The sequence below is a fragment of the Pseudomonas sp. LBUM1669 genome (assembly GCF_059695705.1).
Window position 1 is genome coordinate 2612892 of record NZ_CP166784.1, and the last position, 23386, is coordinate 2636277.

The window sequence follows — 23386 nt, forward strand, 5'->3', positions numbered from 1 at the left end:
CTGAAGAAAACGATAAACGGTCGTAGGGCATGAAACACAAGGGTTGTAGCCGTTCGAGTGTGTCAGATTTGAGTCAACGTTTTTTTGACGCTTTGTGAAAAAACCCGACATTTCTTGCGCTTTGATGGCCCGGTGCTAGTGTCAAAAAATGGCCGACAATCTATTGGCCAACGGACGGCCTCGAGCATCGGAAATACTATGATTCGATACCTCAAAGAACTGCTCTTAGTTCTCTATTTAGTTAAGAACTACGACTATTACCTGGAACGCCTGAGCGCAATGGGAATGGGTTTCCCGGTGCTGCTGTTTGGCGGGATGTTTATCGTGCTGACCGTGGCACTGTTCATGACCGCGTACATTCGCCAGACACTGATCCGTCATCTATTTGCCTTGGCGATGTTTATGTCGGCGGTATTTTTTGATGTCTATACCCGCGTTACGGCCGACTACCTGACCTACAGCAGCTTCGTGTCGCTGGTGTATTCCGGCGGATTCATTCAGGAGGCGGCGTACCAGTACCGCGACGCGATCATCAGCGGGGTGGTCGGCGGCTTGCTGCTGCTGTTTGGTATCGGGCTCAAGCCGCGTCGGCGAATGCCGCTGCCCGGTGCGTTGCTGGTGGCGGCGCCGGTGCTCGGGGTGCTGCTGCTCAGTGCGGTGTTGTTCGTGCGAGCGGGCGAAGGCGCCCGTGGCCTGCCGATCATGTACACGCCGCTGGCCTATTTGAACCTGTTCACCTATGAAGCCCTGCACAACACCGTCGGCCCGCGCGAGCCTGTGAGCCTGGCACGCAACGACGCACCGCTGGGCCACGACATCGTGCTGGTCATCGACGAAAGCATTTCCGGCAACTACCTGGACATCAACGCCCCGTTCGGTGTGCACAGCAACCTCAAGGAACCGCGCCCAGGCGTCGCGATCTTCAATTACGGTTACGCCGCGTCCATCGCCAATTGCAGCGCCGACACCAACATCACCCTGCGCTACGGCGGCACTCGCGCCGACTACATGCGCATCAACAGCACGATGCCGTCGATCTGGCAGTACGCGAAGAAGGCTGGTCTGCGCACCGTGTACATCGATGCCCAGCGCACCGGTGGCAACTTGCAGAACCTGATGAACGAGAACGAAAAAAAGGACATCGACGAGTTTGTGCAATTCGACCAGACCAGCGTGCGTGATCGCGACATGGCGGCCGCGGCGAAACTGATCGATTTGCTCAATGACGGCAAGCCCGAGCTGGTGGTGGTCAACAAGGTGGGCGCGCATTTCCCGGTGCACGACAAATACCCGGATGCGTTCATGGCCTATCGTCCGACCTTGCCTCGTGGTCAATTTGTCGAGATCGCGGACACCGGCAAGCGCGATGGTTTCAACGGTCAGCCGGACGATTGGGTGCTCTATCGCAATGCCTACAAGAACACCTTGCTGTGGAACGTCGGGGAGTTTTTCTCACGGGTGTTTGCCCAGGCAGACATGAGCAATGCGCTGCTGATCTACACCTCGGACCATGGGCAGGACCTGCATGAACGGGGCAATCCCGGGTTGAATTTGCACTGCGGCGGTGATCCGGTGGCGGAGGAGGGCCTGGTGCCGCTGGTGGTGATTCAAGGCGATCAGTTGCGCACACTGGATTGGCAGAAGGCGCTGGCCGCGAACAAGGATCGGTCGAGTCACTACAACATCTTTCCGACGCTGCTGCAGTTGATGGGGTATGACCTGGCGGGGATTGAGGCGGTTTATGGCAAGCCACTGAGCGTGCCAACTGCGGACGACTTTACGTTCAACTATCGGTTCAACGCGCGGCTGGGGGCGAAGCCGGAGTGGAAGCATATTGATCTGAACAGCATTGTGACGCCGGGGCAGGCGGCTACGAGTGTGGCGGTGGGGCAGTGAGGATTTTGGTTGGGAGGACGAGTCTCTTCGTCGGATCGCCGCCCGGAGACTGCTCGATAAGGCGTCAGACCATTAGACCCGGTTCTGAAAGCGCTGCTCACTGTTTTGTTCTTTATTGAAACAATCTGGATGATAAAAGCATTATAAAAAAAGTACTGCTCTGCGTTAGTGTTGGTCGCATCTAACACCCACTAATTAAAGACACGCTTATATGCCATTACTCAAAAATTTTGTTGCCGTCGATTGGCGCGCCGGGAAAGATCAGATTTATTTTTTCTTCAAGGATACGAACACTTACTCACGATTTGTAATTAGCGAGAACAAGGTCCTTGACGGGTACCCACGTGACATTACCAGTGACAACTGGCATGACTTCCATCTTCATGCCAAGAAGCTGATTTTCGGGTTTTCCACCGCTGGTGTGGCTTCCTCCGGGGTCTTCGGCTTTGATTTAGACATATTATGGTTGTTCTACTATGAGGGTAATGTTCCAACGTTTTGCAAATACGATCAGGACGCTGACCGGGTGATCAGTATAGAGCCTGTGTACGACTCGATCTGGCACCCGCTACTTCCCTACTTCTCTCGGATTGTCGCCGGGACTTTGAATCCGACGGCCTTGTTTCCTCGAAAATTTGATTTTCTGTTAAACAACGGTTATTGCCTTGAGTTTGACCTTAATAAAAAAAGGGTGGTTTACGAACCGATTTCCGAAGCGACCTGGCCTGGGCTTGCGCCTTACAAGAATCGACTGATTACAGCGGTGCAAAATGACCGGACAATTCTCGATAGTTATTACTATATTTTTCTGACTAATAACGAGTATCTCCGATACAGACTTACCACACACAAATTACTGGAGGGGCCCATTCCGGTGAATGACGGAAACTGGCCGGGTCTCTTGCGAGACTGAGGACGCGGTCAGCCCTGCGATACGCACCGGACAAAAATCATGCAAGGCCGCTATCCTTGCCTCCACGTTCATCAAACAGGTTTGCTCATGCTTCAGGTCCAGGGCGTCTTCAAAAGCTACGCCACTGCGCAAGGTCCGCTGCCGGTGCTGCAAGGTGTCGACCTGAAATTGAAACCCGGCAGTAGCCTGGCACTGATGGGTGAGTCGGGCAGTGGCAAGAGCACCTTGCTGCATTTGATCGCCGGCCTGGACAAGGTCGATCGCGGCAGTATTCAAAGCGGCGGACATCGGCTGGACCAGATGAACGAAGGGCAACTGGCGAATTGGCGGCGGACCGAAATCGGCCTGGTGTTCCAGCAGTTCAACCTGATCGGCAGCCTGCGCGTCGAGGACAATCTGGCGTTTCAGGCGCGCCTGGCCGGGCGGCATGATCCGCGCTGGCAGGCGCACCTGGTCCAGCGACTGGGCTTGAGTGATTTGCTGCGGCGTTATCCGGAGCAGCTCTCCGGTGGGCAACAGCAGCGAGTCGCCTTGGGCCGCGCCCTGGCGTCGAAGCCGAAATTGTTGCTGGCCGACGAGCCCACCGGCAGCCTCGATGAAGCCACCAGCGATGAAGTATTGAAGTTGCTACTGGAATTGCTCGACGACAGTCCGACCACCTTGTTGATGGTTACGCATAGTCATCGGGTTGCCGCACGGCTGGCGGAAAAAGTGGTGCTGCACCGCGGCCGTCTGGCTGGCGCGGACGAGCACTGAGGTGCGCGTCTTTCGCGAAACGCTGCGGGCGCTGCTCAGCCATTGGTGGCAACACCCGGTGCAATTTTTCAGTGTGCTGACCGGGCTCTGGCTCGCCACCAGCCTGCTGACCGGCGTAGAGGCGTTGAACAGCCAGGCGCGTGACAGCTATGCTCTAGCCAGTCAGTTGATCGGCGGCGAACCGCAAGCCAGCCTCATTGCGCCCAGTGGTGCGACCTTCTCCCAGCAAGTGTTTGTCGACCTGCGCCGCGCGGGCTGGCCGGTATCGCCCGTGCTGCAAGGGCGGTTGACGCTCAAGGGCCATGAGGACCAACGTCTGCAGCTGATGGGCATCGAACCGGTGTCGCTGCCGGCCGGATCGGCGGTGGCGGGGCGGTCGTTGGCGATCGAGCAGATTGTCGAGTTTTTCACCCCTCCGGGTCGCACCTGGATTTCGCCGCAGACTTTGCAGATGTTGGGTCTGCACGGAGGTGAACGTCCAGTGAGCGCAAATGGCGAGATTCTGCCACCGCTGCATGTTCAAACCGATATGGCCCCCGGCATGTTGCTGGTGGACATCGGCTTCGCCCAGCAGATTCTCGGCCTGCCGGAGCAGCTGTCGCGCCTGTTGTTGCCCAAGGATTTCAGCGCCGCACTGCCCGATCAATACAAAGGCCAGTTACAGCTCAAAACCGGCGGTGAAGAAAACAACCTATCGCGGCTGACTGAAAGCTTTCACTTGAACCTCGATGCCCTGGGGTTTCTGTCCTTCGTGGTCGGCCTGTTCATCGTTCACGCCGCGATCGGGCTGGCGCTGGAGCAACGTCGAGGTTTGCTCAGAACCCTGCGCGCCTGCGGGGTCAGCGCCCGAATGCTGATCACGTGTCTGGCGGTTGAACTCGGAGCACTGGCGCTGATTGGCGGCATTGCCGGCGTCGCCAGCGGCTATTTGCTGGCCAGCGTACTGCTGCCGGACGTCGCCGCCAGTCTGCGCGGTTTGTACGGTGCCGAAGTGGCGGGGCAGTTGAGCCTCAGTCCGTGGTGGTGGTTCAGCGGGGTGGGCCTGAGCCTGCTCGGCGCGTTGCTGGCCGGGGCCAACAGTCTGTTGCGGGCGGCGCGCCTGCCGTTGCTGGCCCTGGCCGATCCGCAAGCCTGGCATCAGGCGCACGCGCGCTGGTTACGGCGTCAGGGTTGGGTCGCGGCACTGGCTGCTGTCATCGCGCTCATCGCCTGGTTCCGGGGTGACAGCCTGGCCAGTGGTTTTGTGCTGATGGCGGCGCTGTTGATCGGCGCCGCACTGGCCTTGCCGGTGCTGCTGAATCTGGTCTTGAACCTGGCGTTGAGCCGCAGTCATTCGGTGCTCGGCCAATGGTTTCTCGCCGACTGCCGTCAGCAACTGCCGGCGCTGAGCCTGGCCCTGATGGCGCTGCTGTTGGCGCTGGCGGCGAACATCGGCGCCGGCAGCATGACCGCCGGTTTCCGCCAGACCTTCAACGACTGGCTCGAACAACGCCTGATCGCCGAACTCTACGTCAATCCGCAAAACCCGGCCCAGTCCCGAGAGCTGCACAGCTGGCTCAAACAGCAACCTTCACTGACCGCCGTGCTGCCCAACTGGCAGGTGTCGATCCAGCTACAAGGCTGGCCGGCGGATATCTTCGGCGTGATCGATCACCCGACCTACCGCCAGCATTGGCCGCTGCTGGAAGCTTTGGGCGACAACCCCTGGGACCACCTGGCCAAGGACGATGCGCTGATGCTCAGCGAACAACTGGCCCGGCGCTTGAAGGTGCGGCTCGGTGATCACCTGACCATCCCCACGCCGGGCGGTCCGTGGTCGCCACGGATCATCGGGATTTACGCCGACTACGGCAATCCCAAGGGCCACATCCTGGTGAACGGCAACCATCTGTTACGCGGGTGGCCGCAACTCACGCCCAATCGCTTCAACCTGCGCATCGAGCCAGCGTTGATTGCGCCATTCCTCAAAACGCTGCAAACACGTTTCGCCCTGGACGACAGCCGGATCGTCGATCAGGCACGGCTCAAGGGCTGGTCCACGCAAGTGTTCGAACGCACCTTCGCCGCCACCGCCGCGCTCAACAGCCTGACCCTGGCCGTCGCCGGTGTGGCGCTATTCATCAGCCTGCTGACCCAGAGCCAGAGCCGCCTCGGCCAACTCGCGCCGCTGTGGGCGCTGGGCGTGACGCGGCGGCAATTGATGCTGCTCAACCTCGGGCAAACCTGGTTGCTGGCGGTGCTGACGCTGGTGCTGGCGTTGCCGTTGGGGATCGCGTTGGCGTGGTGCCTGGACACGGTGATCAACGTGCAGGCATTTGGCTGGCGATTGCCGTTGCGGGTGTTTCCATTGCAACTGGTGCAGTTGATGGGGCTGGCGTTGCTCGCAACGTTACTGGCGTCGGCGTGGCCGCTGTATTCGCTTTATCGCACGCAGCCGGCGGACTTGCTGAGGACGTTTGCTCATGAGGATTAAGGTCGGCCTTTTGTTATTGGCGTTGCTGAGCGGCTGCGATAACTCGGTGCCTGAGGAGAAGGGCTTCGCAGGTCTTGGTGGTGAGGCTTCCGTATTCACACCGGTGGTGCCCGGGCGGGTGTTCAGCTTTCCGGCAGACCACGGTCCCCACGATGGTTTCCGCATCGAATGGTGGTACGTCACCGCCAACCTCAAGGACGATCAAGGGCGCGAGTTTGGCGTGCAATGGACGTTGTTTCGCAGCGCGTTGAAAGCTGTGCCGGAGCAGTCGGGTTGGGGCAATCAGACCATCTGGCTGGGGCACGCGGCCGTGACGTCGGCAACGGCCCATCACGCTGCCGAACGCTATGCCCGTGGCGGGGTAGGTCAGGCGGGGGTGAGTCTGGCGCCGTTCAATGCCTGGATCGACGATTGGCGCTTCAGCAGCCAAGGTGCCGACGCCTTGGCGGACTTGCAACTCAGCGCGCGGGACAAGGGCTTCAGCTACCAATTGCGGCTGACATCTACTCGTCCGCTGGTGCTTCAGGGCGACAAGGGTTTCAGTCAGAAATCCGAACAAGGGCAGGCGTCGTATTACTACAGCCAGCCGTTTTTCCAGGCCAGTGGCACGCTGGAAATCGATGGCAAGACTTATCAGGTCAGCGGTCCAGCCTGGCTTGATCGGGAATGGAGCAGCCAGCCGTTGACGGCCAATCAAACGGGTTGGGATTGGTTTTCGCTGCACCTGGACAGCGGCGAACAGGTCATGCTTTATCGCATGCGGCAAAAGGACGGCGCGCCTTATCTCACAGGCACCTGGATCGACGCTCAAGGCCAGACTCAGTCATTGCACGCCTCCGACATCAGCCTCACACCGCAAGACACCGCAAAAGTCGCCGGGCGTCAAATGCCGGTGCGCTGGGCGATTAAAATCCCCTCCAAACATCTCGACATCTCCATCTCGGCGCTCAACCCCAATGCCTGGATGGATTTGCGCATTCCCTATTGGGAAGGCCCCGTGCAATTCAACGGCGGCACCGGATATCTCGAAATGACCGGCTACTGACCCCCCTGTAGCAGCTGTCGAGTGAAACGAGGCTGCGATCTCTTGATCTAGCTCCCCACCAAATCCCCCGGAACTCCAACCGTTGCGCAAGCCTCTACCGTTTGAACGCCTCGCAGGAACTCACCCATGAGCGAAGACCTCAAACCACCCGACCTCGATGCCTGGCAGCGCCTGTTCGAAGACAAGGCCTACTGGCAGCAATCCCCCGACGCCCATTACAGCGAACTGCTGCGGGTGGCCGACGATTTGCTGGGTCAGGGCGCCATTGATCTGGAGCAGTGGCAGGCCTTAAAGGCCAAGGCCGAGCAATCCCACAACGACTCGCCTGCGGTGAACGTCGCACAAGAAGTCGATGATCCCGAAGCCTGAGGAGAAACCATCATGAACCCCCCATCACCCGACACCGAAAAACACCCCGACGAACCACGACCACCAGGCGAAGTCGAGCGCGACAACGACGCCCTGCGCCCCACCGACCCGACCCGGCGCAAGGAAAGCGGCAAGGGCACCGACAGCGGCGAATCCACCGCGCAAGAAACTGCAAAAACTCCCTGAACTGCGTCTATGCTGAGTTGCACAGTCGGCGCTGACCTTCGGGCCAGAGCCGTCTGCTGCCACCCAATCAAAGGGAAAGTATGCTTATGAAACTCCACGCACTGACTAAAGCCATCACCCTCGCTACCTTGCTGTCTGCCACCAGCCTTGGCGCTATGGCTGCGGACATTCCGCTGTCTGCCGTTGTGGAAGCGGACGAGGTCACCACCAAAGTCGTCTCGGTCGATGCGGCTAAACGCCAGGTCGTCCTGGAAGGGCCTGAAGGTCGTCAGGTCCATGTGCAACTGACCGAGAAGGCCAAAAACCTCGATAACCTGAAAGTCGGCGATCAAGTCGACGTGAAAGTCACCAGCGCCGTCGCCGCCTACCTCGACACTGACATCGATAAAGGCCTGCCAGGCAGTGTCGAGCGCACCGGCGAAGTCCGCGCCGCCCCCGGCAGCGACAACCCGGGCGGCGAAGCCTATCGTCAGGTGCAGGTTCAGCTGAAAATCACCAAAATCGATGTGAAGAAAAACCAACTGACCTTCGAAAATCCTGCTGGCCAGTCCAAGACCATCGACGTTGTACGGCCCGAAGTTCAAGCAAAATTGAAAGACCTGAAAGTTGGACAGAGTGTCGTCGTGACCTACACCGACATCCTCACAGTGACCAGCAAACACTGAAGTTGAGTATTAGCTCTATATATTGATTGTTCTTGTACATTTTTTTTGTATAAGAACAATCAGTTTTGATGGTCGAACTGGTGAGTTTTGGTTGTCGTACAAATAATATTTAAGATGACATTTAATTAATGTTGTATCGATAAATTTCATGATTATGTATGCGGACAACTTCCCCGACTTCTATTAAAATACTTCCCGTTCGCCCAGTGGCAGGGCTCTTTACCAGTGCATGGATTGCCGAGGCCATTACACTGGGCGAACACCTTATTGGAGTGCGATACGTTAAGATGCGCGGCATTTTTCAGATCAAGGATGAAAACGGCTGCCGCCGTTCTGACACGGATGAAACCACTCTCCCTCTATCACCCAGCCCTCTACTGGCTGCGCGTGTGGCAAAAAAGACTTTTTCGGCAAATAGCCTGGCGCTTCTCCAGCCGGCAATACGCCGTATCGATCAACGCCGAATCCCGCTTGCCGTTTCGCTACCTCAAACACACCTCCAAGCTGATTCGTAAACTCGGCAACTCCGATATTGCGCTGCAACACAACAAAGTCATCAACCTCAAACTGGCCGTGTCATCGATAAACGGCATAGTCATCGCGCCGGGTGAATACTTTTCCTTCTGCCGCCTAGTGGGCCGACCGACCCGTAAACGCGGTTACGTCGAAGGCATGGAACTGTCATTTGGTGAAGCACGCAGCGGCATCGGCGGCGGCATCTGCCAACTGAGCAACCTGATCCACTGGATGGCCATTCACTCGCCGCTGGTGGTGGTTGAACGCTCGAACCACAGCTTCGATCCGTTTCCTGATGAAGGGCGGGTGTTGCCGTTCGGTTCAGGGGCGGCGATTTTTTATAACTACGTTGATCTGGTGCTGCATAACCCGACGGATCGGCATTTTCAGTTGAAGTTGAAGGTTGGCGAGCAGCAGTTGGAAGGGGAGTTGTTGTGTGATCGGGTGCGGGAGTTTCGGTATCACGTTTATCAGGTTGGGCATCGATTTTTGCGCGAGGGTGGGCGGGTGTTTCGGGAGAGCGAGATTTGGCGGGAGGTCAGGAGTAAGGGGCAGGGGAGTGAGGTGTTGGAGAATGAGCGGCTTTATAAGAATCGGGTGATTGTTAAGTATGAGGTTGAGGAAAGTTTGCTGACCGTGAATGGATAAAAATACGGGAGACCATAAGATCGCGATTTTTTTCGAAAGTCGATAGAGTTTTCGGGGGATTTCCAAAGCACGGGTCTATAAGGGTTGAGTCAGTACTTTCGGATCAATTCCTGAAGTAAAGCTCGTCCAGTTGACGTCGCCGAATCCGCAGATATTCCTCCCATACCTTAGGGAAATCTTCATCTTTAGTGAGGGGGAAGGTCAGATAAATATACTTGCCGGTCACACTTATATACTCGCGTGCACGTTTGAAGGCAGGTTGTTCGAACATTGAGATGCTTTCATCATATCCGTCATGGCTGTGGGAGATGCTTACCCTGTGCGGAGCGATCATGCCTCGTGCAAAATCAATCACCCAACCTTGATCCAGCCCAGTGCTCAAATAACCGTAAACGCCATCGTCAGAGAGGCGAATACATGATTTTGCCTGAGTACCATCGTCATCATTCACGACAATGATCTTGTCTCTGAAGTACTGGATGCTTCGCTGATCCGGTCCCTGCAGAACCAAATTCCAGCCTTCAGCTGACATTCGAAATTCACCCTGATTCTCGAATTCGGCAATCCAACCGTTTGAAAGACTGATCTGGTGTTTATTCACGAGAGATCCTGCTTGTTTGATTTATAGGGTAGATGTTCTGCGAGTGGCGACTGTCTAACTTTTTCTGATTTTTCGGGATCTTGGCGTTTTGTGGGTTACGGAAGGCCAGAGAGCCAAGTCAGACATTGGGCTGCCTTATCGGTATCGTCCATCCAAGCCGATTCTTTCTTGTCCAGCTCTGTAAGTGTTCCCACCGCACTAGCGCGATAACAAATCATCCAACCATCGCGTCCTTCATTGACGATCAGGTAGGTTGTTCCATGGCCTTCGACAGTCAACGACCAGCAGCCGAAAAATGCGCGCTGGTCCGAGAACCCGATTACGGTGAACCCGGCAAACTTAACCGCATTTTGCAGATCCGCAAAAGGCATCGGAAGGCTCCTGTCATGTGTGAAACCATTTTAGACGTGGGTTATGGGGCTTTTTTGAGTTATTCAGAACTTATGTAGTCTCTCCACGATCTGTGCCAGGCGCAAAGATGAGCAGGTTATCGACTTCCCGGTTCCTGCAGAGCTTAACAAAATCTAAAGCTGCAGTTGGATTAGACATATAGAGATCATAAGCAACTCTATCTATCTGATAATACTCTTCGTAATCCACCAGGCGATTACTGACGGGTATCGAGACATAGAGCCTTTCAGTTTCCAGTTCTATACCGATAGAGAAACGTTCGGAAATGTTTGTTAGCGTGTCATAGAGTTTCATTTTATCTCTAAAGACTTTCTATATCGCAAGGGCCGCCATCATGAATAAGCTTTGATAGTCGACTGTTGTAGAGTTCGATGTCCTGTATGTCCGTCGTTTTACTTACTTCTTGATGCAGGAATTTCATGGGTTTAGATATTATTTGTTTTTCATTGCTAGGCATATTCAGAATTAGGTCAAAACCATTTTCAGATAAGACTGGGGCCTTTTTTCGCATATAGTAATAGCACCCTATATTTTCGAGAAGGTCGTTTGCGTCCTCTAGACTGTTTGTTACGGTAGTTACGTATTTTTCAAACGCGGTTTTTAGAATAGAGACGGGATTTTTTTGTGTCTTGAGAAAGCCGCAAAGCCCCTGCCAGTTGATGATGTGTAGTTGATTACCCCAGTCAGGATCTCTTGTGAAATAGATGCCGGATCCTCTGAAGTAGTCTGGGAATTCATCTCTGTCTAATGCTTTTTCAAAATTGCTGATCACTGAGGATGTTTCCAGTCATAAGATTGGTTCCAACTTAAAAGTGGGCTAATCTAAAAAAATGGCGGATTTCTGCCATTCAAAGACTTTCAAGATCAATGGGGCAGCCGTTTATTTTTAGTTTTTGAAGCCGTTGTTCGAATGAAAGCATTTGTAACTCTTTGGTTTTTATATCGTGCTCTTTTCTTAGGAGTCTAAATAGGCGGCCTATTTGTTCTTTGCTTTTGTTGTCGATGCTTTTGATCAGGTCGTAGTTGTCGTCGGATAGAAATGGATGCCTTGTTTTTATTATGTAATAGGCTGTTATATTCGAAAGTAGACCTTCAGCATCTTCGTAATTTTCATTGAGGTATCTTGCGTGCTCTTCAAATATAGTCGTCAGTAAGTTTCGTGTAGCTTTCTGGGTTTAAGTACATTGCATATTTCTGCCCAGTTGCTTACATGTAGATGATCACCCCAGTCGGATCCTCTAGCAAAATAGATACCATTTCCTTTGAAGAATTCGGAGATTTCATGTTGATCTAGGGCAGTCTCGAACATGGTTTTCATTGGGTTTTTCCCCAGTCATCCTCTCAAAAGTGGAAGAATTTATTTTCTTTCACGAAAATAAATTTTTTTGCTTTTATCTTGGGCTTCCCGTCTGTTTGTTTTTGTTTGCATTTTTGCGGTTCATTTGTCGACTGTGATAATGTATTTGTCAGGGCTAGTCCAGCTAATCATTTTAAAAGTTCCTTTTAAAAGTCCCTTGTCTCTTAAATACTCAAATACTTCTGCAGGACACCACTCTCTACCATCAGAAAAATAAAAATCAAGTTCTCTAAGTTTGTTAAATACGTCGGATTTTTTTTCATCGGTTGGTGTGTTGATTTTATATTCGTTAAGATCGATATCGTTTGTGAAGCCAATATCGATAAGTTTTTCTTTGGTTTTTGCGTCTAGAATCTTAACTCTAACAAAATCGCTGTCGGATTTTGTGACATAAGCATGGATTGTAATCATTTCAGTAAAATCTCTGTCATGGTAGACACACCAGGCGCATCGGTAGTAGGGATAGAATCGATCACCATCTCTGGCGCCCCTCCCGGTAGATGATTTCCTGGGCCTTCAAATTTTTCATTACCTGCAAGTGGGCTTCTAGGCGTGTAAGCACGTATGGCTTCCCATTTGCCTATTCCATGAACAGGAGTCATGACCTCCTGTGTGAGAAAGTGCACCGTATCGGCCTTGGGATCATCTATGGCCATTCCAAAGGTGTAGCTATTGATTACGCCTGCTCCAGTGAATCCGGTGCTGACAGAGATCCATGCAACGGTGTCTTCCCAAGGCTGGATCACGGGGTCGTCGGAGCCATTCGGGAAGAAACAGACTTCTCGGCGTTGACGGTTAAATCGGATGGGGCGGGCGCGGGCTTTGTTTCTTGTGGTGCTGATAATCGCGTACAGGCCGATCAGCGCTGCTCCCCCTCCACACCAGAGCGCTAGTGATATTCCGAACTCAAAAAAATCATTGAAGTAAAACCAAAAGCTTCTGCCGAAGGGATTTATGAATGCAGCGAAGCCCATCAAAGTTGGGAGAACAAATAGACAAACAATAACTACGACTGTAGGGAGTGACACCGCCAATCGTGCTTGGAAAGACTTGGTGAGATTGCTGCTACCCAAGTCCAGATAGGTGTCGTTGACTTCAACAAAACTTCCGCCGAGATCCATTGGGATTTGTCCGGTCGGAACGGGTAGTGGCGAGAAAAACACCGCATCGCCATTAGTAAAGCGTCGAGATTCACCAGCGATGGGGCGCTGCTGTCGAATATCGAACTTGTCGTACTGTGGAGAAGTAGGTGTCATGCCGGATAACCATAAAATGCATGTCCGGCATGAGGTAGTCGATTATATTTAAGCATCAAGGACGCGACTCATCGATACCATTCAATTATTTATCGATTCTTCTGTCTTGATTTCATTTAGGTTCGCTTTGAAGTACGTCATGAAATCTTGTCCCTGAGCAAAAGCCTTTTCGATCATGGCACTTTGCTCTTTCAATGCATGGCTCGGCTTGGCCCATTGCTCAGTCGGTATAGACTTTGACCACTCAGCAATGGAGTCCGGCAGAGATTTCATACTGAAACGATGATCCCATTCAGCAACCCAATACGGAAAGCGCCATAAGGTGATTACATGAGTGAAATACCACCAGCCAACACCTAACGCGGAGCGCTCATTATGTTGGTACTCCTCAATCATATCTCCGCGCTCTTTATCAAACGTATGCCGGCCTTCGTACGGTGCTTTACCGGGACAGTGTTGTGGCCCTCTTTCCATGTAAACACGTATCGCCTCCCATTTACCCAAACCATGAACTGGAGTCATTACTCCCTGGTTCACAAAATGGACGGTATCTGTTTTAGGGTCGTCAAATGCCATGCCAAAAGTATAAGTACTCATGACGCCGACCCCAGTCACACCAGTACTGACAGAAAGCCAGGACACCATTTCTTCCCAAGGTTGGATGACCGGCTCGTCAGAACCATTAGCAAAAAAACAGACTTCGCGGCGTTGTCTATTGAAGCGTATCGGACGGGTATGGACTTTGGCTAGGGTAGTGCTGATGACAACGTAGAGCCCCAGAACTGTGGCTCCTGCTGCTCCCCAAGCGCCGATTGCAGCGCCGGTAGGAAAAAATTCTATGAAAATATGTGTAAATGATCTGCCATAGGGATCACCGAAACTCATTAGCCCGGCGATGAAGGGGCCGATTATTAAACCCACAATCAGTATGAGCATGCTGCTTGCGATCATAACCCTGGTTTGGAATGCCTTATTGACGTTACTGCTACCTACGTCCAGGTAAGTGTCGTTGACATCAAGGAAGCTTCCCCCCAAATCCATTGGCATTTGGCCGGTAGGGACGGGGAGTGGCGAGAAAAACACTGCTTCGCCAGTAATAAAACGTCGAGATTCACCAGCGACGGGGCGCTGGTGCTTGAGATTAAATTCATCGTTATTCATTGATTTGGATGGCATGTTATTCAACCGGAAAGTGGTGAGTCGGGCAGCTACAGGAAGTCGCTGTTGACCAATAGCCATGGGGCATCGGTTGTGCGCGACTTCAAAACAGAGACAGCCGAAAATAGTTTGCCATTTTGCGCGTTCAACGTCGTAGTTTCGAAGCGTTTCTCTCGGAAGGATTTATCGCCAGCAACGGGGTGATAGCGTAGGGCGATAGCCAAACCATGTTGGGCATTGGCTTCGTGTTGGAAAATGTCCATGCCTAATCTAAGCGGTTCATCCGGAGCACTGAGCAAGTTGAATTGATAAAGCAGCGGCTCGCTCCATGCCTCCCAATCATTACGTTGGTGGTTTGTCAGCCAGTAAGCGCTCACGCCAAACTCTACATCATTTAGTTCACGAGCCGTAATTCCCGGTATGCGCAGTACCGCCATAGGCTTGTTGTTTATCGTCTGCAACGCTACCTGCGGTGCTGCCGTTATGTCGGCAAGCAGTAGGCGCTCCTCAATCAGACTGCGGTTGGCGCTCTGCTTACCCCAATGAAAAAGGGGACAGATTTATTCTCTCTAGTGAAATAAATCTGTCCCCTTTTTGTTTTTTTGTTATTGTTATATTTAATTTTTCTTTCGTGGGCATATTGTTTATTTTTAAGTCGCTGATGCCACCGCAATTCAAGCCGATCCGGCATGTATTAAATTCGGATTTTTTCCAATTTGTAAGAGGCGCATCAGGAAGTTCGAGAATATCGAACTCAATTATTATAGTAGGTCTACTATTGTCGATACTTATTGTGAAAAGCTCGATCATATTAATGGCTATGGGGGTTGTAAAAACCTGGTTAAAAAATGTGCTTCCGTCGAGGTCGTTCCAGATTTTCATTATCAATCCTTAAAGTATTGATCTTTTGTGCCTGAAACTTTCCCTGCGAAAGGGGATAGATTTATTTTCTTTGGTGAAAATAAATCTATCCCCTTTTTACTACACTGTTGATTAATTAGAGTGACATTTTTCATGCAAAAAAGGGTGCGGATATATGATCTCTATAAAAATTAATCCGCCCATTTTTTGTTATTTTTTTTGTCATATTTTTGAGTTTTCTGATTTTAATAATAAACTCGTTAATTCGGGGTGGGATTCAAGTTCCTCTGCAGAAATGCTGCTTATAATTCGTTTTATATTCTCGGCATATGCTTGCTCTATTGGGGTTTCTGTCCAGTCTAGTTCTGACGCGGCAGCTATCAGTACTTCTGTGTATTGTGAGTCGAGAAGCGTTTTAAGAACTTCAATAGCAGTGGGTGAGCGTTGCTCGCCTAACGCGGCTGCACTGCGCTCCTGCCAATACTCAGCTTTTGAGAGGATGGAACTATTGAGTTCTTTCCAATCCTCAGTGCTGAATTTTTCAAGCACACCTTTCGCTACCTGCTCTGCGATATATTCATTCCAGTTAGAGTCTTCATCAGGACCTATCCAGTAATTTAATTCTTCAAATTCTTTACTATTCATAATGCTTGCTCGAAATTAAATCGGGGGTGACATTGGGGCGTCACCCGCAGGGAATGAGGATGTTACGGTGCCGTTGTCTTTCAGGACTTGCCACTGAACGCCGTCAACTGTTTTTGTATGTAAGGTAGTAGTAACACCGTTTACATCTCGCATAACAGTTCCTGGTGTCGCCGCCACCTCGTCGGTGACTGCCAATATTTTATCATTGCTCCAGCTTTTCGGCGCCAAGGTGTGCTTCCCACCTTTTTTGGCTGACATACCGATAGTTCCGTCTTTCCGTTCGAGAATCATTTTAAAGTCTTCAACTTTTATTGTCCCATCTGGATTTGTTTGAAGCACGGTCATCTGATGATCCGGAGATGTCAACACTTCCGACGAATGCCCACCGATTGGTTTGTTAGTGCCAGGGCTACGTGTACCAAAGAGAATTTTGTTCTGCATCTGTTTTGGCAGAGGCCCAGTATATGGACCGTATGGAGACGGTGGTGGAGGCTGGCCTTCATCCACTTTGGCACTAGACGCATTATCCGGCTTTGTATCCGTAGGTTCATTCTTCGCACCAGGACATTCTCCGCTCAACCCCAACGGATCCACCCACCCCGTAGGGTTAGGCACGTACTGGTAGTTGTTCAACCCTCCCGCAAGCTTGATCGGATCCGGTGTCAGAAACCGCCCGGTCCCCGGATTGTAGTAGCGATGCCGGTTGTAATGTAAGCCCGTCTCGGCATCGAAATACTGCCCCTGAAAGCGCAGCGGGTTGTCGATTTCAGCCACGTCGAGGGCGGCGAGGTTCCCGTAGGCACGGTACTTGGCCGACCACATGATCTCGCCGCTGTAATCGGTCAGTTCCTGCGGCGTACCTAGGTGGTCGAGTTGATAGTAAAACGGCGTGGCTCTCAGCGGCCCTTCACCGTCGAGCATCGCCAGCGGCCGGAAGCTGCCCGGTTCATAAATGTAAGTGCGATAACGGTCATCGGCACTTTCGGCGATCAGGCGTTCGCCTTGCCACAGGAATTCTGTGGTGCTGCCATCGACGGTTTTTTCGATACGACGACCGAAGGCGTCGTACTTGTAGGTTGCAATGCTGCCACCCGGCAGGCTCGCGCCGATCAAGCGGTGCTGGCAGTCGTAATGATATTCGGTGACGAGTTTCTGCCCGGTGCCGCGACGTTCGCGGGTCAGGTTGCCGTAGGCGTCGTAGTCGTAGTGGCGGTCGCCCTGCATCAGCAGGCGGTTGCCTTTGACGTTGGCCAGGTTTGCACTGACTTGGTCGCCTTGGCCCAGCAAGTTGCCGGCAGGGTCGTGGGCGAAGCTTTCCGGGGTGGTGCCACGGACGTTGATCAGGCGGTCGAGCGGGTCGTAGTGGTAGCTGCGATTGCCCTTGTGGCTGTCGTCGATGCCGGCGAGGTTGCCATTGGCGTCATAGGCGTAGCGACGGCGGAACAGGTTGCGTTCCTGCTGGCTGACGGTGTGCGCCTGCAACCGGCCTTGTTCGTCGTATTGGTATTGGCTCAGCAACAGGCCTTGTTGGCGCTGCAGTTCGCGACCGGCGCTGAATTGGTGCGTGGTCAGGCGCGAGCCGTTGAGGTCGATGCTGTTCAATCGACCGCCCGATTGGTGGCGGTAATCGAGTTTGCTGCCGTCGGGCAGGCGGCAGTGGCTGAGTTGACCGAGCTGGTCGTACTCGTAGCGCAGCGTGCCCCAACCTTGGTGCTCGGTGATCAGGCGATCTTGCAGGTCGTATTCGTAGGCGAGCGGCCAGTGGCCGTCATCGACGTTTACGAGGCGCCCGAAGGCGTCGTAGCTGTAGTGAATTTCCTCGCCATCGGCCAGGCTTTTTACCAGCAAGCGGCCGGCGGCATCGCGTTGGTACTCGGTAATCAGTTCGCTGCCGTCGTCACCGAATTCGGTTTTCTTGAGCAATTGGCCGTTGAGGTCGTACTCGTAGGCAGTACGGCGACCATCAAAGCCGGTTTCCTGCTGGATCAGGCCGTTCGGGTAGTAATCGAGGTGGTAGTGCTCGCCACGTTCGTTTTCGATCTCGCTAAGCAGCAGACGCGCGTTGTCGTAGCGATAGCGCAACTGGCTGCCGTCCGGGTTGATGCGGCGGCTGACCAGGTGCAGGCCATCGGCATATTCGTATCGGGTGATGCGGCCGAGTTCGTCGCGCTCGGCGGTGACTTTACCGTAGGCGTTGTAGGTGAACGCCCGGGTTGCGCCACCGGGTAGAGTGATTTGCGCGAGGCGATTGGCGGCGTCCCATTGGTACTGGGTGATCGCGCCGGTTTCTTCCTGACGGGTGATCTGCCGGCCCAAGGCGTCATAACGGTATTTACGCTGGCCGCCGTCAGGCAGGCTTTCTTCCAGCAGTTGACCGAGGTTGTTCCAGCCCAGTTGATGGCGGCTGCCATCGGGGTGGCGGATTTCCAGCAGACGGCCCTGGCGATCGTAGCTGTAGAGAGTAGCGTTGCCGTCCGGGTCGATCTGTTGAGTGATGTCGCCCTGGTTGTTGCGTTGATACTTCCAGGTGGCTTTGCCGCGATGAACATCGCTCACGAAGCCATTGCTGTATTCATACGAAACGGGTTCGTCTTCCGGAGGAATGACGGCGGTCATCAAGCCGTCTTCGTCATACCGGTATTCGGTCACGGCGCCCAGTGGATCTTTTTCCGCGATCAATTGGCCTTTTTCGTCATAGGCCTTGAGGTGTTCAGCTCCGTCGGGATCGACCTTGCTGATCAATCGCGCTTTATCGTCGTGGGTGTAGACCTCTTCGCTGCCATCGGCGTTGGTAACGGTCACGCTACCTTTATCATCCCAGGCGTAATGCGCTTCCATCTGCGAGAAACTCGCCCAGTGATGGACGCAACGAGCCAGCTTGCCTTCGCTCTCCCACTCCCAAAAGAAACTCGCGCCACCCGCCAACTGCCGCTCAAGAATCACGTGTTGATCATCGTAGCGATATCGCTCGGCTTCACCGGCGGCGTTCTTCGCTTCGATCAATCGATGCTGTGCGTCATAGCTGTAGGTGACCAGCGTCTGGACGGTGTTCCAGGCGTCTTCCAGATTGTCTGCCGGAAGGAACTGCTGATAGTCGACGGCGACGATGTGCTTGCGGTCATAACGCAGGAGGAGGGCGCGACCGGCACCGTTATCGAGGCGTTTGATCCGTCCGTGAATGTCACGGGTGATGTGCAACCGGTTGCCATAGCTGTCGCTGATGGCAATCAGGGTCGCGCCTTTGCTGTTGAAGCGGAAGTGGTAGAACGAGGGACGGTTTCCAGCCTGCGCCAGAACCAGCTCCGATGGATCGTCGCCAATGAAGATCGCAGCCCGAGACAGGCTGTTGGTAATGGCGGGGCGTTGTTGGCTTGGCAGCGGAAATGGCGTGGCACGGTTTTCGTGGTCAGTCCAGATGACTTCGTCGCCGTTGATTTCAACACGGTGTGCCAGCGCGTGGCTCCAGCCGTAACCCAGACCACAATCGATTTCCACCGCGCTGGTTCGGTACAGGCGCGTCCACTCAAAGGGCAGCAGACCGTCGAGCTGGCCATCGCTTAGCGTCAACAACTCTTCGCCGGTGACCATCGAAACGGGGCACTTGTCGGTGCAGGTTTTGGCGGCGGGCTCGGCACTTTGGTCGGCGGGGGTCTTTGCTTGCCTGGAAGCGTCGTCGCCGGTTTTCCCTTTGCCCAGTTTGGCGTTTTTCTTTCCGTCAAAACGCAACTGAGCCAAGCCCTTCTTCATTTGCGCCGTCACACCACGTGCCGCAACTGCCGTGTATTTCGTGACGTATTCCATGAAGCCTTTGATGATCTTGAACACCGACTCCACAAAGCCGGTGACCGCCTTGATGATGATTTCACCGTACTTCTTCAACCGTGCCGCGAGGTAAATGACGCCGGTACCTTCCGCTGCGATGGTCAGGACGATTGAAATGACGATGTCGATGGCGATTCCGACGACCGCCGCCGTGGTCATTTTCGCAACATCGCCGGCCATCTTCATCGGTGGCAGGCCCGCGAGCCAGATAACGGCGCTGCGTACCATCAGGAACAGTGCGGCCTCGTCGCTGGCCAGCAACATGGCCTTTTTCATGACGTCGGGCGCTTGTTTGGCCAGATCGATCAGTTTCTGGGTGCCAGCACCGAGGTCCTTCGCAAACTTGCCAGGGTCTTGCAGGATATCCAGCACCAGACTGATGCCGTCCCAGACGCCTTTTATCGCTTCCCAACCGCCTTCAAGGATGCCGTTGCCGACGGCCATGGCGGTGCCGGAGGCGGACACGTTGGACCATTGAGGTTTGAAACCTGCCCACTCTTTGCGCAGGAAACCTTCGAGGTCGGCGGTGAGGCCGCTATAGGAGCTGAACAGCGTATCTATCTGTGCCGGTGTCACTTCATTGTGAACGCGGATCTTGTAGAACTTGCCCGGAACACCACCTGTCCACGCCGCTTTGCCTTGAGCATCCAGCTTGACCTTGCTGATCGCGCCACCTTCCACCGCAACGATTTCGACTTCGATATCGCCCAGCGGAATGTCATAGACCGATTCGAACTTGCTCTCGATCAGCAACGGACCTTTGAGGGGACACTGAGCCACGTTCGACGAAAAGTCGCCGTCGGTCATACTGACCGACTTGCTGGTGTTGCCAACCTTTATCACTCGTTCCATGCCGAGCAAGGAGGGCAGGTCTGCGGCGCGGCTGCCTTTATCGGCGACCTTTGCGTACCAGGTTTTGGTTTGTTCCTGGTACAGCTTCAGACTGTCCTTGAACGTACTCAGTTGGTTGTCAACGTAGGCAACGCGATCCATCAGCCTTGCTCCAGAATCAGGTGGTTTAACAGTGCTTCATTGAGATTTTTTGGAGCGTCGGGCCGGCGCACGAAACGTGCGATTTTCAGCTTCAGATTGCTCTCGGGGTAGGCGGCGTAGATGTCTGGACGTTCCTCTTCCAGCCATTGCATCAGGTTGCCAATCAGGGTTGACGGGTTTTTCTGGGCCAAGCCATCGAGTAACGTCTTGGGCACTTCCCACCACGGCCAATCCTTCGCTGGCGGCACAACCCGTGGCCCAACTTCCAGACGCTTCCCGTTAATCAAATACCGATCAAACACCGGCAGCACTTCACCGGCGGCATCGCCGAGTCCTTCCAGAATCGGGAAGATATGCCGCCCATCCCAGAACCGAAAAAACACCTCAGTCCCATCGGGCATGCGCACTTGAGTCAAACTGCGAAGATGTTCGAACACCACCTCGGGCGTACTGGTTGAAACTGCCAGCCAACCCCAATCCCACGCATCCGTTTCGGCAATCCACTGCAGAAAACTGGAGTTGGGTTTCAACTCGACGAGGTAGGGCATAACCTGTTGCCAGCCCGCGTAGGGCGTTCCGCCCCAGATGGGGGTCGCTTGGGTCATGGGTTCATTCTGATAAAGCGTCTTGAGCGCTTCAGCATCGCTGGCGGCGCTGACGATCAGGTACAGGCGTTCGTCTGCTTGCAACGGTTTGTCAGCAAGCCACGCCTGCGGAGTCAACAGATCAGATCGCACAAGCACCTGCCTTACACTTCTCGCACTCTTCACAGAATGGCGCGTTACGTTTGAGGGTGTTCACTTGAGCCGGGGTCAGGACCGCGCCGGCCTTGTCGGCGTCTGCCTGTTTCAGCACGCCGGGCATCAGCGGTGCCGCACCAGTCCCGTTGCCGGGACTTCCACCCGAGTTCATATTGATCACCGGCCCGCTCAGGGTCACGCCGCTGGCGTCGATCTTGATGAAGCTGCCGCCGCCCTTGAGGGTCAGTTCACTGCCGGCTTCCAACACGACTTTCATGCCGCTGCTCAGGTGGATTTCCTGGCCTGCATCAATGAACTGCCCGGTGCCGATCTTGATGTGCTGGTTTACGCCCACGGTCAGGTGGTCGTTCGCCCGGGCCTCGACTTTGCGGTCGGCGTAGACGGTGTGGTGTTCTTCGGCCTTGAATTCGCTGTAGCTGTTTTGCTCGACGGTGTCGTGGCGTTCGTTGCCGACGCGGATTTTCTGGTCGTGCTCGACGTTTTCGTCCCAGTCGCGCTGGGCGTGCAGGAAGATTTGTTCCTGGCCTTTCTTGTCTTCGATGCGCAGTTCGTTGAAGCCGCCACCGCCCTTGGAGCTGAGGGATTTGAAGGTGCTGCGGGTTTTGTTCGCCGGCAGTGGGTAGGGGACGACGTTTTCCTTGTGGTACAGGCAGCCGCTGATCAGCGGTTGGTCGGGGTCGCCTTCGAGGAAGGTGACGAGGACTTCCATGCCGATCCGCGGGATGGCGATGCCGCCGTAGTGGGCGCCGGCCCAGGCGGAGGAGACGCGCAGCCAGCAGCTGGTTTTGTCGTCGGCCTGGCCTTCGCGGTCCCAGTGGAATTGCACTTTGACCCGACCGTACTGGTCGCAGTGGATTTCTTCACCCTTGGGCCCGGTGACCACGGCGCTTTGGCTGCCGAGGATGCGCGGCTTTTTCTGCGTTAGCGGCGGGCGGTTTGGCACGTCCCACGGGGTGGCCTGGAAGCGGTTGCGGTAACCCTGGTGGAAATCGCCCTTGAGGCTAGTGGTGTCGCTGGTTACCGACTCTTCCAGCACCTGCGGCTGTTTGCCTTCGTGCAGGACTTCGGTCAGCAGCCACAGGTCGTTCCATTTGGCTTTCGGGTGTTGGGTCAGGGCCAGGAAGTGGCCGCTGACCAGCAACGGTTGATCGCTTTTGCCTTCGGCCAGTTGAAAGTCGCTGCGGTGACGTTCCAGGTTGCGCTTGGCCAGGTGTTTGCCGCGCTCACGGTCGATGAAACGACCGGGGTAGTCGTAGTCTTCGAGGTCGGGCAGGGCGTCGCCACGGTTTTCGCTTTCGAGGGTGATGCGCGGTTTTTCGAAGTCGTAGTCGCGGCGGGTGGTGCGGCTGGTACGGGTTTCCAGGCGCAGGTCGAAGCGCTTGATCACCGGGTTGTTGGCGACCATGCCGGAATCTTGCTGGTAGGCCACGGGTGCGAGTTTCGGGAACACCGTCTGGTCATCGCCGAACACCAGCTTGTGGGCCGTGGCGCTGTGCTGGAAGTGGTAGTGGTAGTGGATACCTTCTTCCTCGCACAGGCGCTGGATGAACTGCAGGTCCGATTCATCGTACTGAACGCAGTAAATGCGCTCGGGATAGATCGCCCCGACTTTGAATTCATAGGCATTGCTTTGGATGCCGTGCTCTTCGAGGACCATGCCGATGATTTTCGGCACGCTGAGGTTCTGGAAGATGCGCTGGTTGATGCGGTGCGCGAGGTAGGACAGTTGCGGGCGCAGGGTCACCGCGTAGCGGGTCAGGCGTTTGCCGGAATCACCCTGGGCGGCGCGATAGATCTGGCCATGGATGCCGCTGCCGTCAGGCGAGAGCTGCAAAAAGGCCGGTTTGTGCAGCAGCGTTTCGAGGTCCAGGGACGGCTGTTCACTGACCAGCTCCACCTCAAACACAAAAGGCTGGCTGATGGCTTCCCGACCTTGCAGGGAAAAGACCTGGAAGTCGCTGGAAAGACCTTCGATGGTCAGGGCAAAGTGAGTTTGATTGGCCGGCGCGAACATCCCTTGTTCCTCGTGCAGTGCTGCGGCATGCGCTGACACC

At 54.4% G+C, this 23386-nt stretch carries 22 protein-coding genes; 9 read left to right on the forward strand and 13 right to left on the reverse strand.

Annotated features, from left to right (window positions below; all coding sequences use genetic code 11):
• Window positions 1-198 precede the first annotated feature (198 nt).
• From ACA051_RS12160 to ACA051_RS12200, 9 genes are all read left to right on the forward strand, one after another.
• Complete coding sequence (locus tag ACA051_RS12160) at window positions 199-1896, forward strand: sulfatase-like hydrolase/transferase (RefSeq protein WP_497374925.1); 1698 nt, start codon at window positions 199-201, stop codon at window positions 1894-1896.
• A gap of 211 nt (window positions 1897-2107) precedes the next feature.
• A complete protein-coding gene (locus ACA051_RS12165) occupies window positions 2108-2809 on the forward strand; it encodes a hypothetical protein (protein ID WP_497374927.1) in 702 nt (233 codons plus the stop codon).
• Window positions 2810-2896: 87 nt separating this feature from the next.
• The gene (locus tag ACA051_RS12170; RefSeq protein ID WP_497310019.1) at window positions 2897-3565 is read left to right on the forward strand and encodes an ABC transporter ATP-binding protein; all 669 of its coding nucleotides are present in this window, start codon (window positions 2897-2899) and stop codon (window positions 3563-3565) included.
• A gap of 1 nt (window position 3566) precedes the next feature.
• Complete coding sequence (locus ACA051_RS12175) at window positions 3567-6038, forward strand: ABC transporter permease (protein ID WP_497374929.1); 2472 nt, start codon at window positions 3567-3569, stop codon at window positions 6036-6038.
• A complete protein-coding gene (locus ACA051_RS12180; protein WP_497374931.1) occupies window positions 6028-7083 on the forward strand; it encodes a lipocalin-like domain-containing protein in 1056 nt (351 codons plus the stop codon). The genes ACA051_RS12175 and ACA051_RS12180 overlap by 11 nt, the downstream gene beginning before the upstream one ends.
• 126 nt (window positions 7084-7209) lie before the next feature.
• Window positions 7210-7452 carry a hypothetical protein gene (locus ACA051_RS12185; RefSeq protein ID WP_497374933.1) on the forward strand — a complete coding sequence of 81 codons (243 nt, stop codon included), beginning with the start codon at window positions 7210-7212 and terminating at the stop codon, window positions 7450-7452.
• A gap of 12 nt (window positions 7453-7464) precedes the next feature.
• Window positions 7465-7638, forward strand: coding sequence for a hypothetical protein (locus tag ACA051_RS12190; protein ID WP_497310022.1), 174 nt, complete (start codon window positions 7465-7467; stop codon window positions 7636-7638).
• Window positions 7639-7724: 86 nt separating this feature from the next.
• Window positions 7725-8303 (forward strand): hypothetical protein, encoded by a 579-nt coding sequence (locus ACA051_RS12195; RefSeq protein ID WP_497310023.1) that lies wholly within the window; start codon window positions 7725-7727, stop codon window positions 8301-8303.
• 342 nt (window positions 8304-8645) lie between these two features.
• The gene (locus tag ACA051_RS12200; protein WP_497375540.1) at window positions 8646-9467 is read left to right on the forward strand and encodes a VanW family protein; all 822 of its coding nucleotides are present in this window, start codon (window positions 8646-8648) and stop codon (window positions 9465-9467) included.
• A 103-nt stretch (window positions 9468-9570) separates the two neighbouring features.
• Here the strand turns inward: ACA051_RS12200 and ACA051_RS12205 are convergent, their stop codons facing one another.
• The 13 genes from ACA051_RS12205 to ACA051_RS12265 all read right to left on the reverse strand — a co-directional run bounded on the left by ACA051_RS12205 (window position 9571) and on the right by ACA051_RS12265 (window position 23346).
• A complete protein-coding gene (locus ACA051_RS12205) occupies window positions 9571-10068 on the reverse strand; it encodes a hypothetical protein (RefSeq protein WP_497310024.1) in 498 nt (165 codons plus the stop codon).
• Between the two features lie 95 nt (window positions 10069-10163).
• Entirely contained in the window at window positions 10164-10439 is a 276-nt protein-coding gene (locus ACA051_RS12210; protein ID WP_497310025.1) for a hypothetical protein, read from the reverse strand.
• Between the two features lie 70 nt (window positions 10440-10509).
• Window positions 10510-10773 (reverse strand): hypothetical protein, encoded by a 264-nt coding sequence (locus ACA051_RS12215; RefSeq protein ID WP_497310026.1) that lies wholly within the window; start codon window positions 10771-10773, stop codon window positions 10510-10512.
• A 7-nt stretch (window positions 10774-10780) separates the two neighbouring features.
• The gene (locus ACA051_RS12220; protein ID WP_497374935.1) at window positions 10781-11251 is read right to left on the reverse strand and encodes a hypothetical protein; all 471 of its coding nucleotides are present in this window, start codon (window positions 11249-11251) and stop codon (window positions 10781-10783) included.
• A 666-nt stretch (window positions 11252-11917) separates the two neighbouring features.
• Complete coding sequence (locus ACA051_RS12225; RefSeq protein ID WP_403101520.1) at window positions 11918-12247, reverse strand: hypothetical protein; 330 nt, start codon at window positions 12245-12247, stop codon at window positions 11918-11920.
• Entirely contained in the window at window positions 12244-13092 is an 849-nt protein-coding gene (locus tag ACA051_RS12230) for a hypothetical protein (RefSeq protein WP_497310030.1), read from the reverse strand. Before ACA051_RS12230 ends, ACA051_RS12225 begins: the two co-directional genes overlap by 4 nt.
• Window positions 13093-13173: 81 nt before the next feature.
• Window positions 13174-14331 carry a DUF6708 domain-containing protein gene (locus tag ACA051_RS12235; RefSeq protein WP_497310031.1) on the reverse strand — a complete coding sequence of 386 codons (1158 nt, stop codon included), beginning with the start codon at window positions 14329-14331 and terminating at the stop codon, window positions 13174-13176.
• Window positions 14301-14687, reverse strand: a complete 387-nt coding sequence (locus ACA051_RS12240) for a hypothetical protein (protein WP_497374938.1) — start codon at window positions 14685-14687, stop codon at window positions 14301-14303. Before ACA051_RS12240 ends, ACA051_RS12235 begins: the two co-directional genes overlap by 31 nt.
• A 97-nt stretch (window positions 14688-14784) precedes the next feature.
• Entirely contained in the window at window positions 14785-15132 is a 348-nt protein-coding gene (locus ACA051_RS12245) for an Imm50 family immunity protein (protein ID WP_497374940.1), read from the reverse strand.
• Window positions 15133-15333: 201 nt separating this feature from the next.
• The gene (locus ACA051_RS12250) at window positions 15334-15756 is read right to left on the reverse strand and encodes a HEAT repeat domain-containing protein (protein WP_497374942.1); all 423 of its coding nucleotides are present in this window, start codon (window positions 15754-15756) and stop codon (window positions 15334-15336) included.
• Window positions 15757-15771: 15 nt separating this feature from the next.
• A complete protein-coding gene (locus tag ACA051_RS12255; RefSeq protein WP_497374944.1) occupies window positions 15772-20571 on the reverse strand; it encodes an RHS repeat-associated core domain-containing protein in 4800 nt (1599 codons plus the stop codon).
• Window positions 20571-21308, reverse strand: a complete 738-nt coding sequence (locus ACA051_RS12260) for a DUF4123 domain-containing protein (protein ID WP_497374946.1) — start codon at window positions 21306-21308, stop codon at window positions 20571-20573. Before ACA051_RS12260 ends, ACA051_RS12255 begins: the two co-directional genes overlap by 1 nt.
• Window positions 21298-23346: a type VI secretion system Vgr family protein gene (locus tag ACA051_RS12265; protein WP_497374948.1), complete on the reverse strand. Its 2049-nt coding sequence runs from the start codon at window positions 23344-23346 to the stop codon at window positions 21298-21300. The genes ACA051_RS12260 and ACA051_RS12265 overlap by 11 nt, the downstream gene beginning before the upstream one ends.
• Between the last annotated feature and the right edge of the window lie 40 nt (window positions 23347-23386).

Bases quoted from the DNA above. Each gene is read 5' to 3' on its own strand.
- ACA051_RS12250 (WP_497374942.1), bottom strand. From the start codon at position 15,756: ATGAATAGTAAAGAATTTGAAGAATTAAATTACTGGATAGGTCCTGAT.
- ACA051_RS12180 (WP_497374931.1), top strand. From the start codon at position 6,028: ATGAGGATTAAGGTCGGCCTTTTGTTATTGGCGTTGCTGAGCGGCTGC.
- ACA051_RS12185 (WP_497374933.1), top strand. From the start codon at position 7,210: ATGAGCGAAGACCTCAAACCACCCGACCTCGATGCCTGGCAGCGCCTG.
- ACA051_RS12255 (WP_497374944.1), bottom strand. From the start codon at position 20,571: ATGGATCGCGTTGCCTACGTTGACAACCAACTGAGTACGTTCAAGGAC.
- ACA051_RS12245 (WP_497374940.1), bottom strand. From the start codon at position 15,132: ATGAAAATCTGGAACGACCTCGACGGAAGCACATTTTTTAACCAGGTT.
- ACA051_RS12235 (WP_497310031.1), bottom strand. From the start codon at position 14,331: ATGGCTATTGGTCAACAGCGACTTCCTGTAGCTGCCCGACTCACCACT.
- ACA051_RS12210 (WP_497310025.1), bottom strand. From the start codon at position 10,439: ATGCCTTTTGCGGATCTGCAAAATGCGGTTAAGTTTGCCGGGTTCACC.
- ACA051_RS12200 (WP_497375540.1), top strand. From the start codon at position 8,646: ATGAAACCACTCTCCCTCTATCACCCAGCCCTCTACTGGCTGCGCGTG.
- ACA051_RS12160 (WP_497374925.1), top strand. From the start codon at position 199: ATGATTCGATACCTCAAAGAACTGCTCTTAGTTCTCTATTTAGTTAAG.
- ACA051_RS12215 (WP_497310026.1), bottom strand. From the start codon at position 10,773: ATGAAACTCTATGACACGCTAACAAACATTTCCGAACGTTTCTCTATC.
- ACA051_RS12240 (WP_497374938.1), bottom strand. From the start codon at position 14,687: ATGGCGGTACTGCGCATACCGGGAATTACGGCTCGTGAACTAAATGAT.
- ACA051_RS12170 (WP_497310019.1), top strand. From the start codon at position 2,897: ATGCTTCAGGTCCAGGGCGTCTTCAAAAGCTACGCCACTGCGCAAGGT.
- ACA051_RS12265 (WP_497374948.1), bottom strand. From the start codon at position 23,346: ATGTTCGCGCCGGCCAATCAAACTCACTTTGCCCTGACCATCGAAGGT.
- ACA051_RS12230 (WP_497310030.1), bottom strand. From the start codon at position 13,092: ATGACACCTACTTCTCCACAGTACGACAAGTTCGATATTCGACAGCAG.
- ACA051_RS12225 (WP_403101520.1), bottom strand. From the start codon at position 12,247: ATGATTACAATCCATGCTTATGTCACAAAATCCGACAGCGATTTTGTT.
- ACA051_RS12195 (WP_497310023.1), top strand. From the start codon at position 7,725: ATGAAACTCCACGCACTGACTAAAGCCATCACCCTCGCTACCTTGCTG.
- ACA051_RS12190 (WP_497310022.1), top strand. From the start codon at position 7,465: ATGAACCCCCCATCACCCGACACCGAAAAACACCCCGACGAACCACGA.
- ACA051_RS12165 (WP_497374927.1), top strand. From the start codon at position 2,108: ATGCCATTACTCAAAAATTTTGTTGCCGTCGATTGGCGCGCCGGGAAA.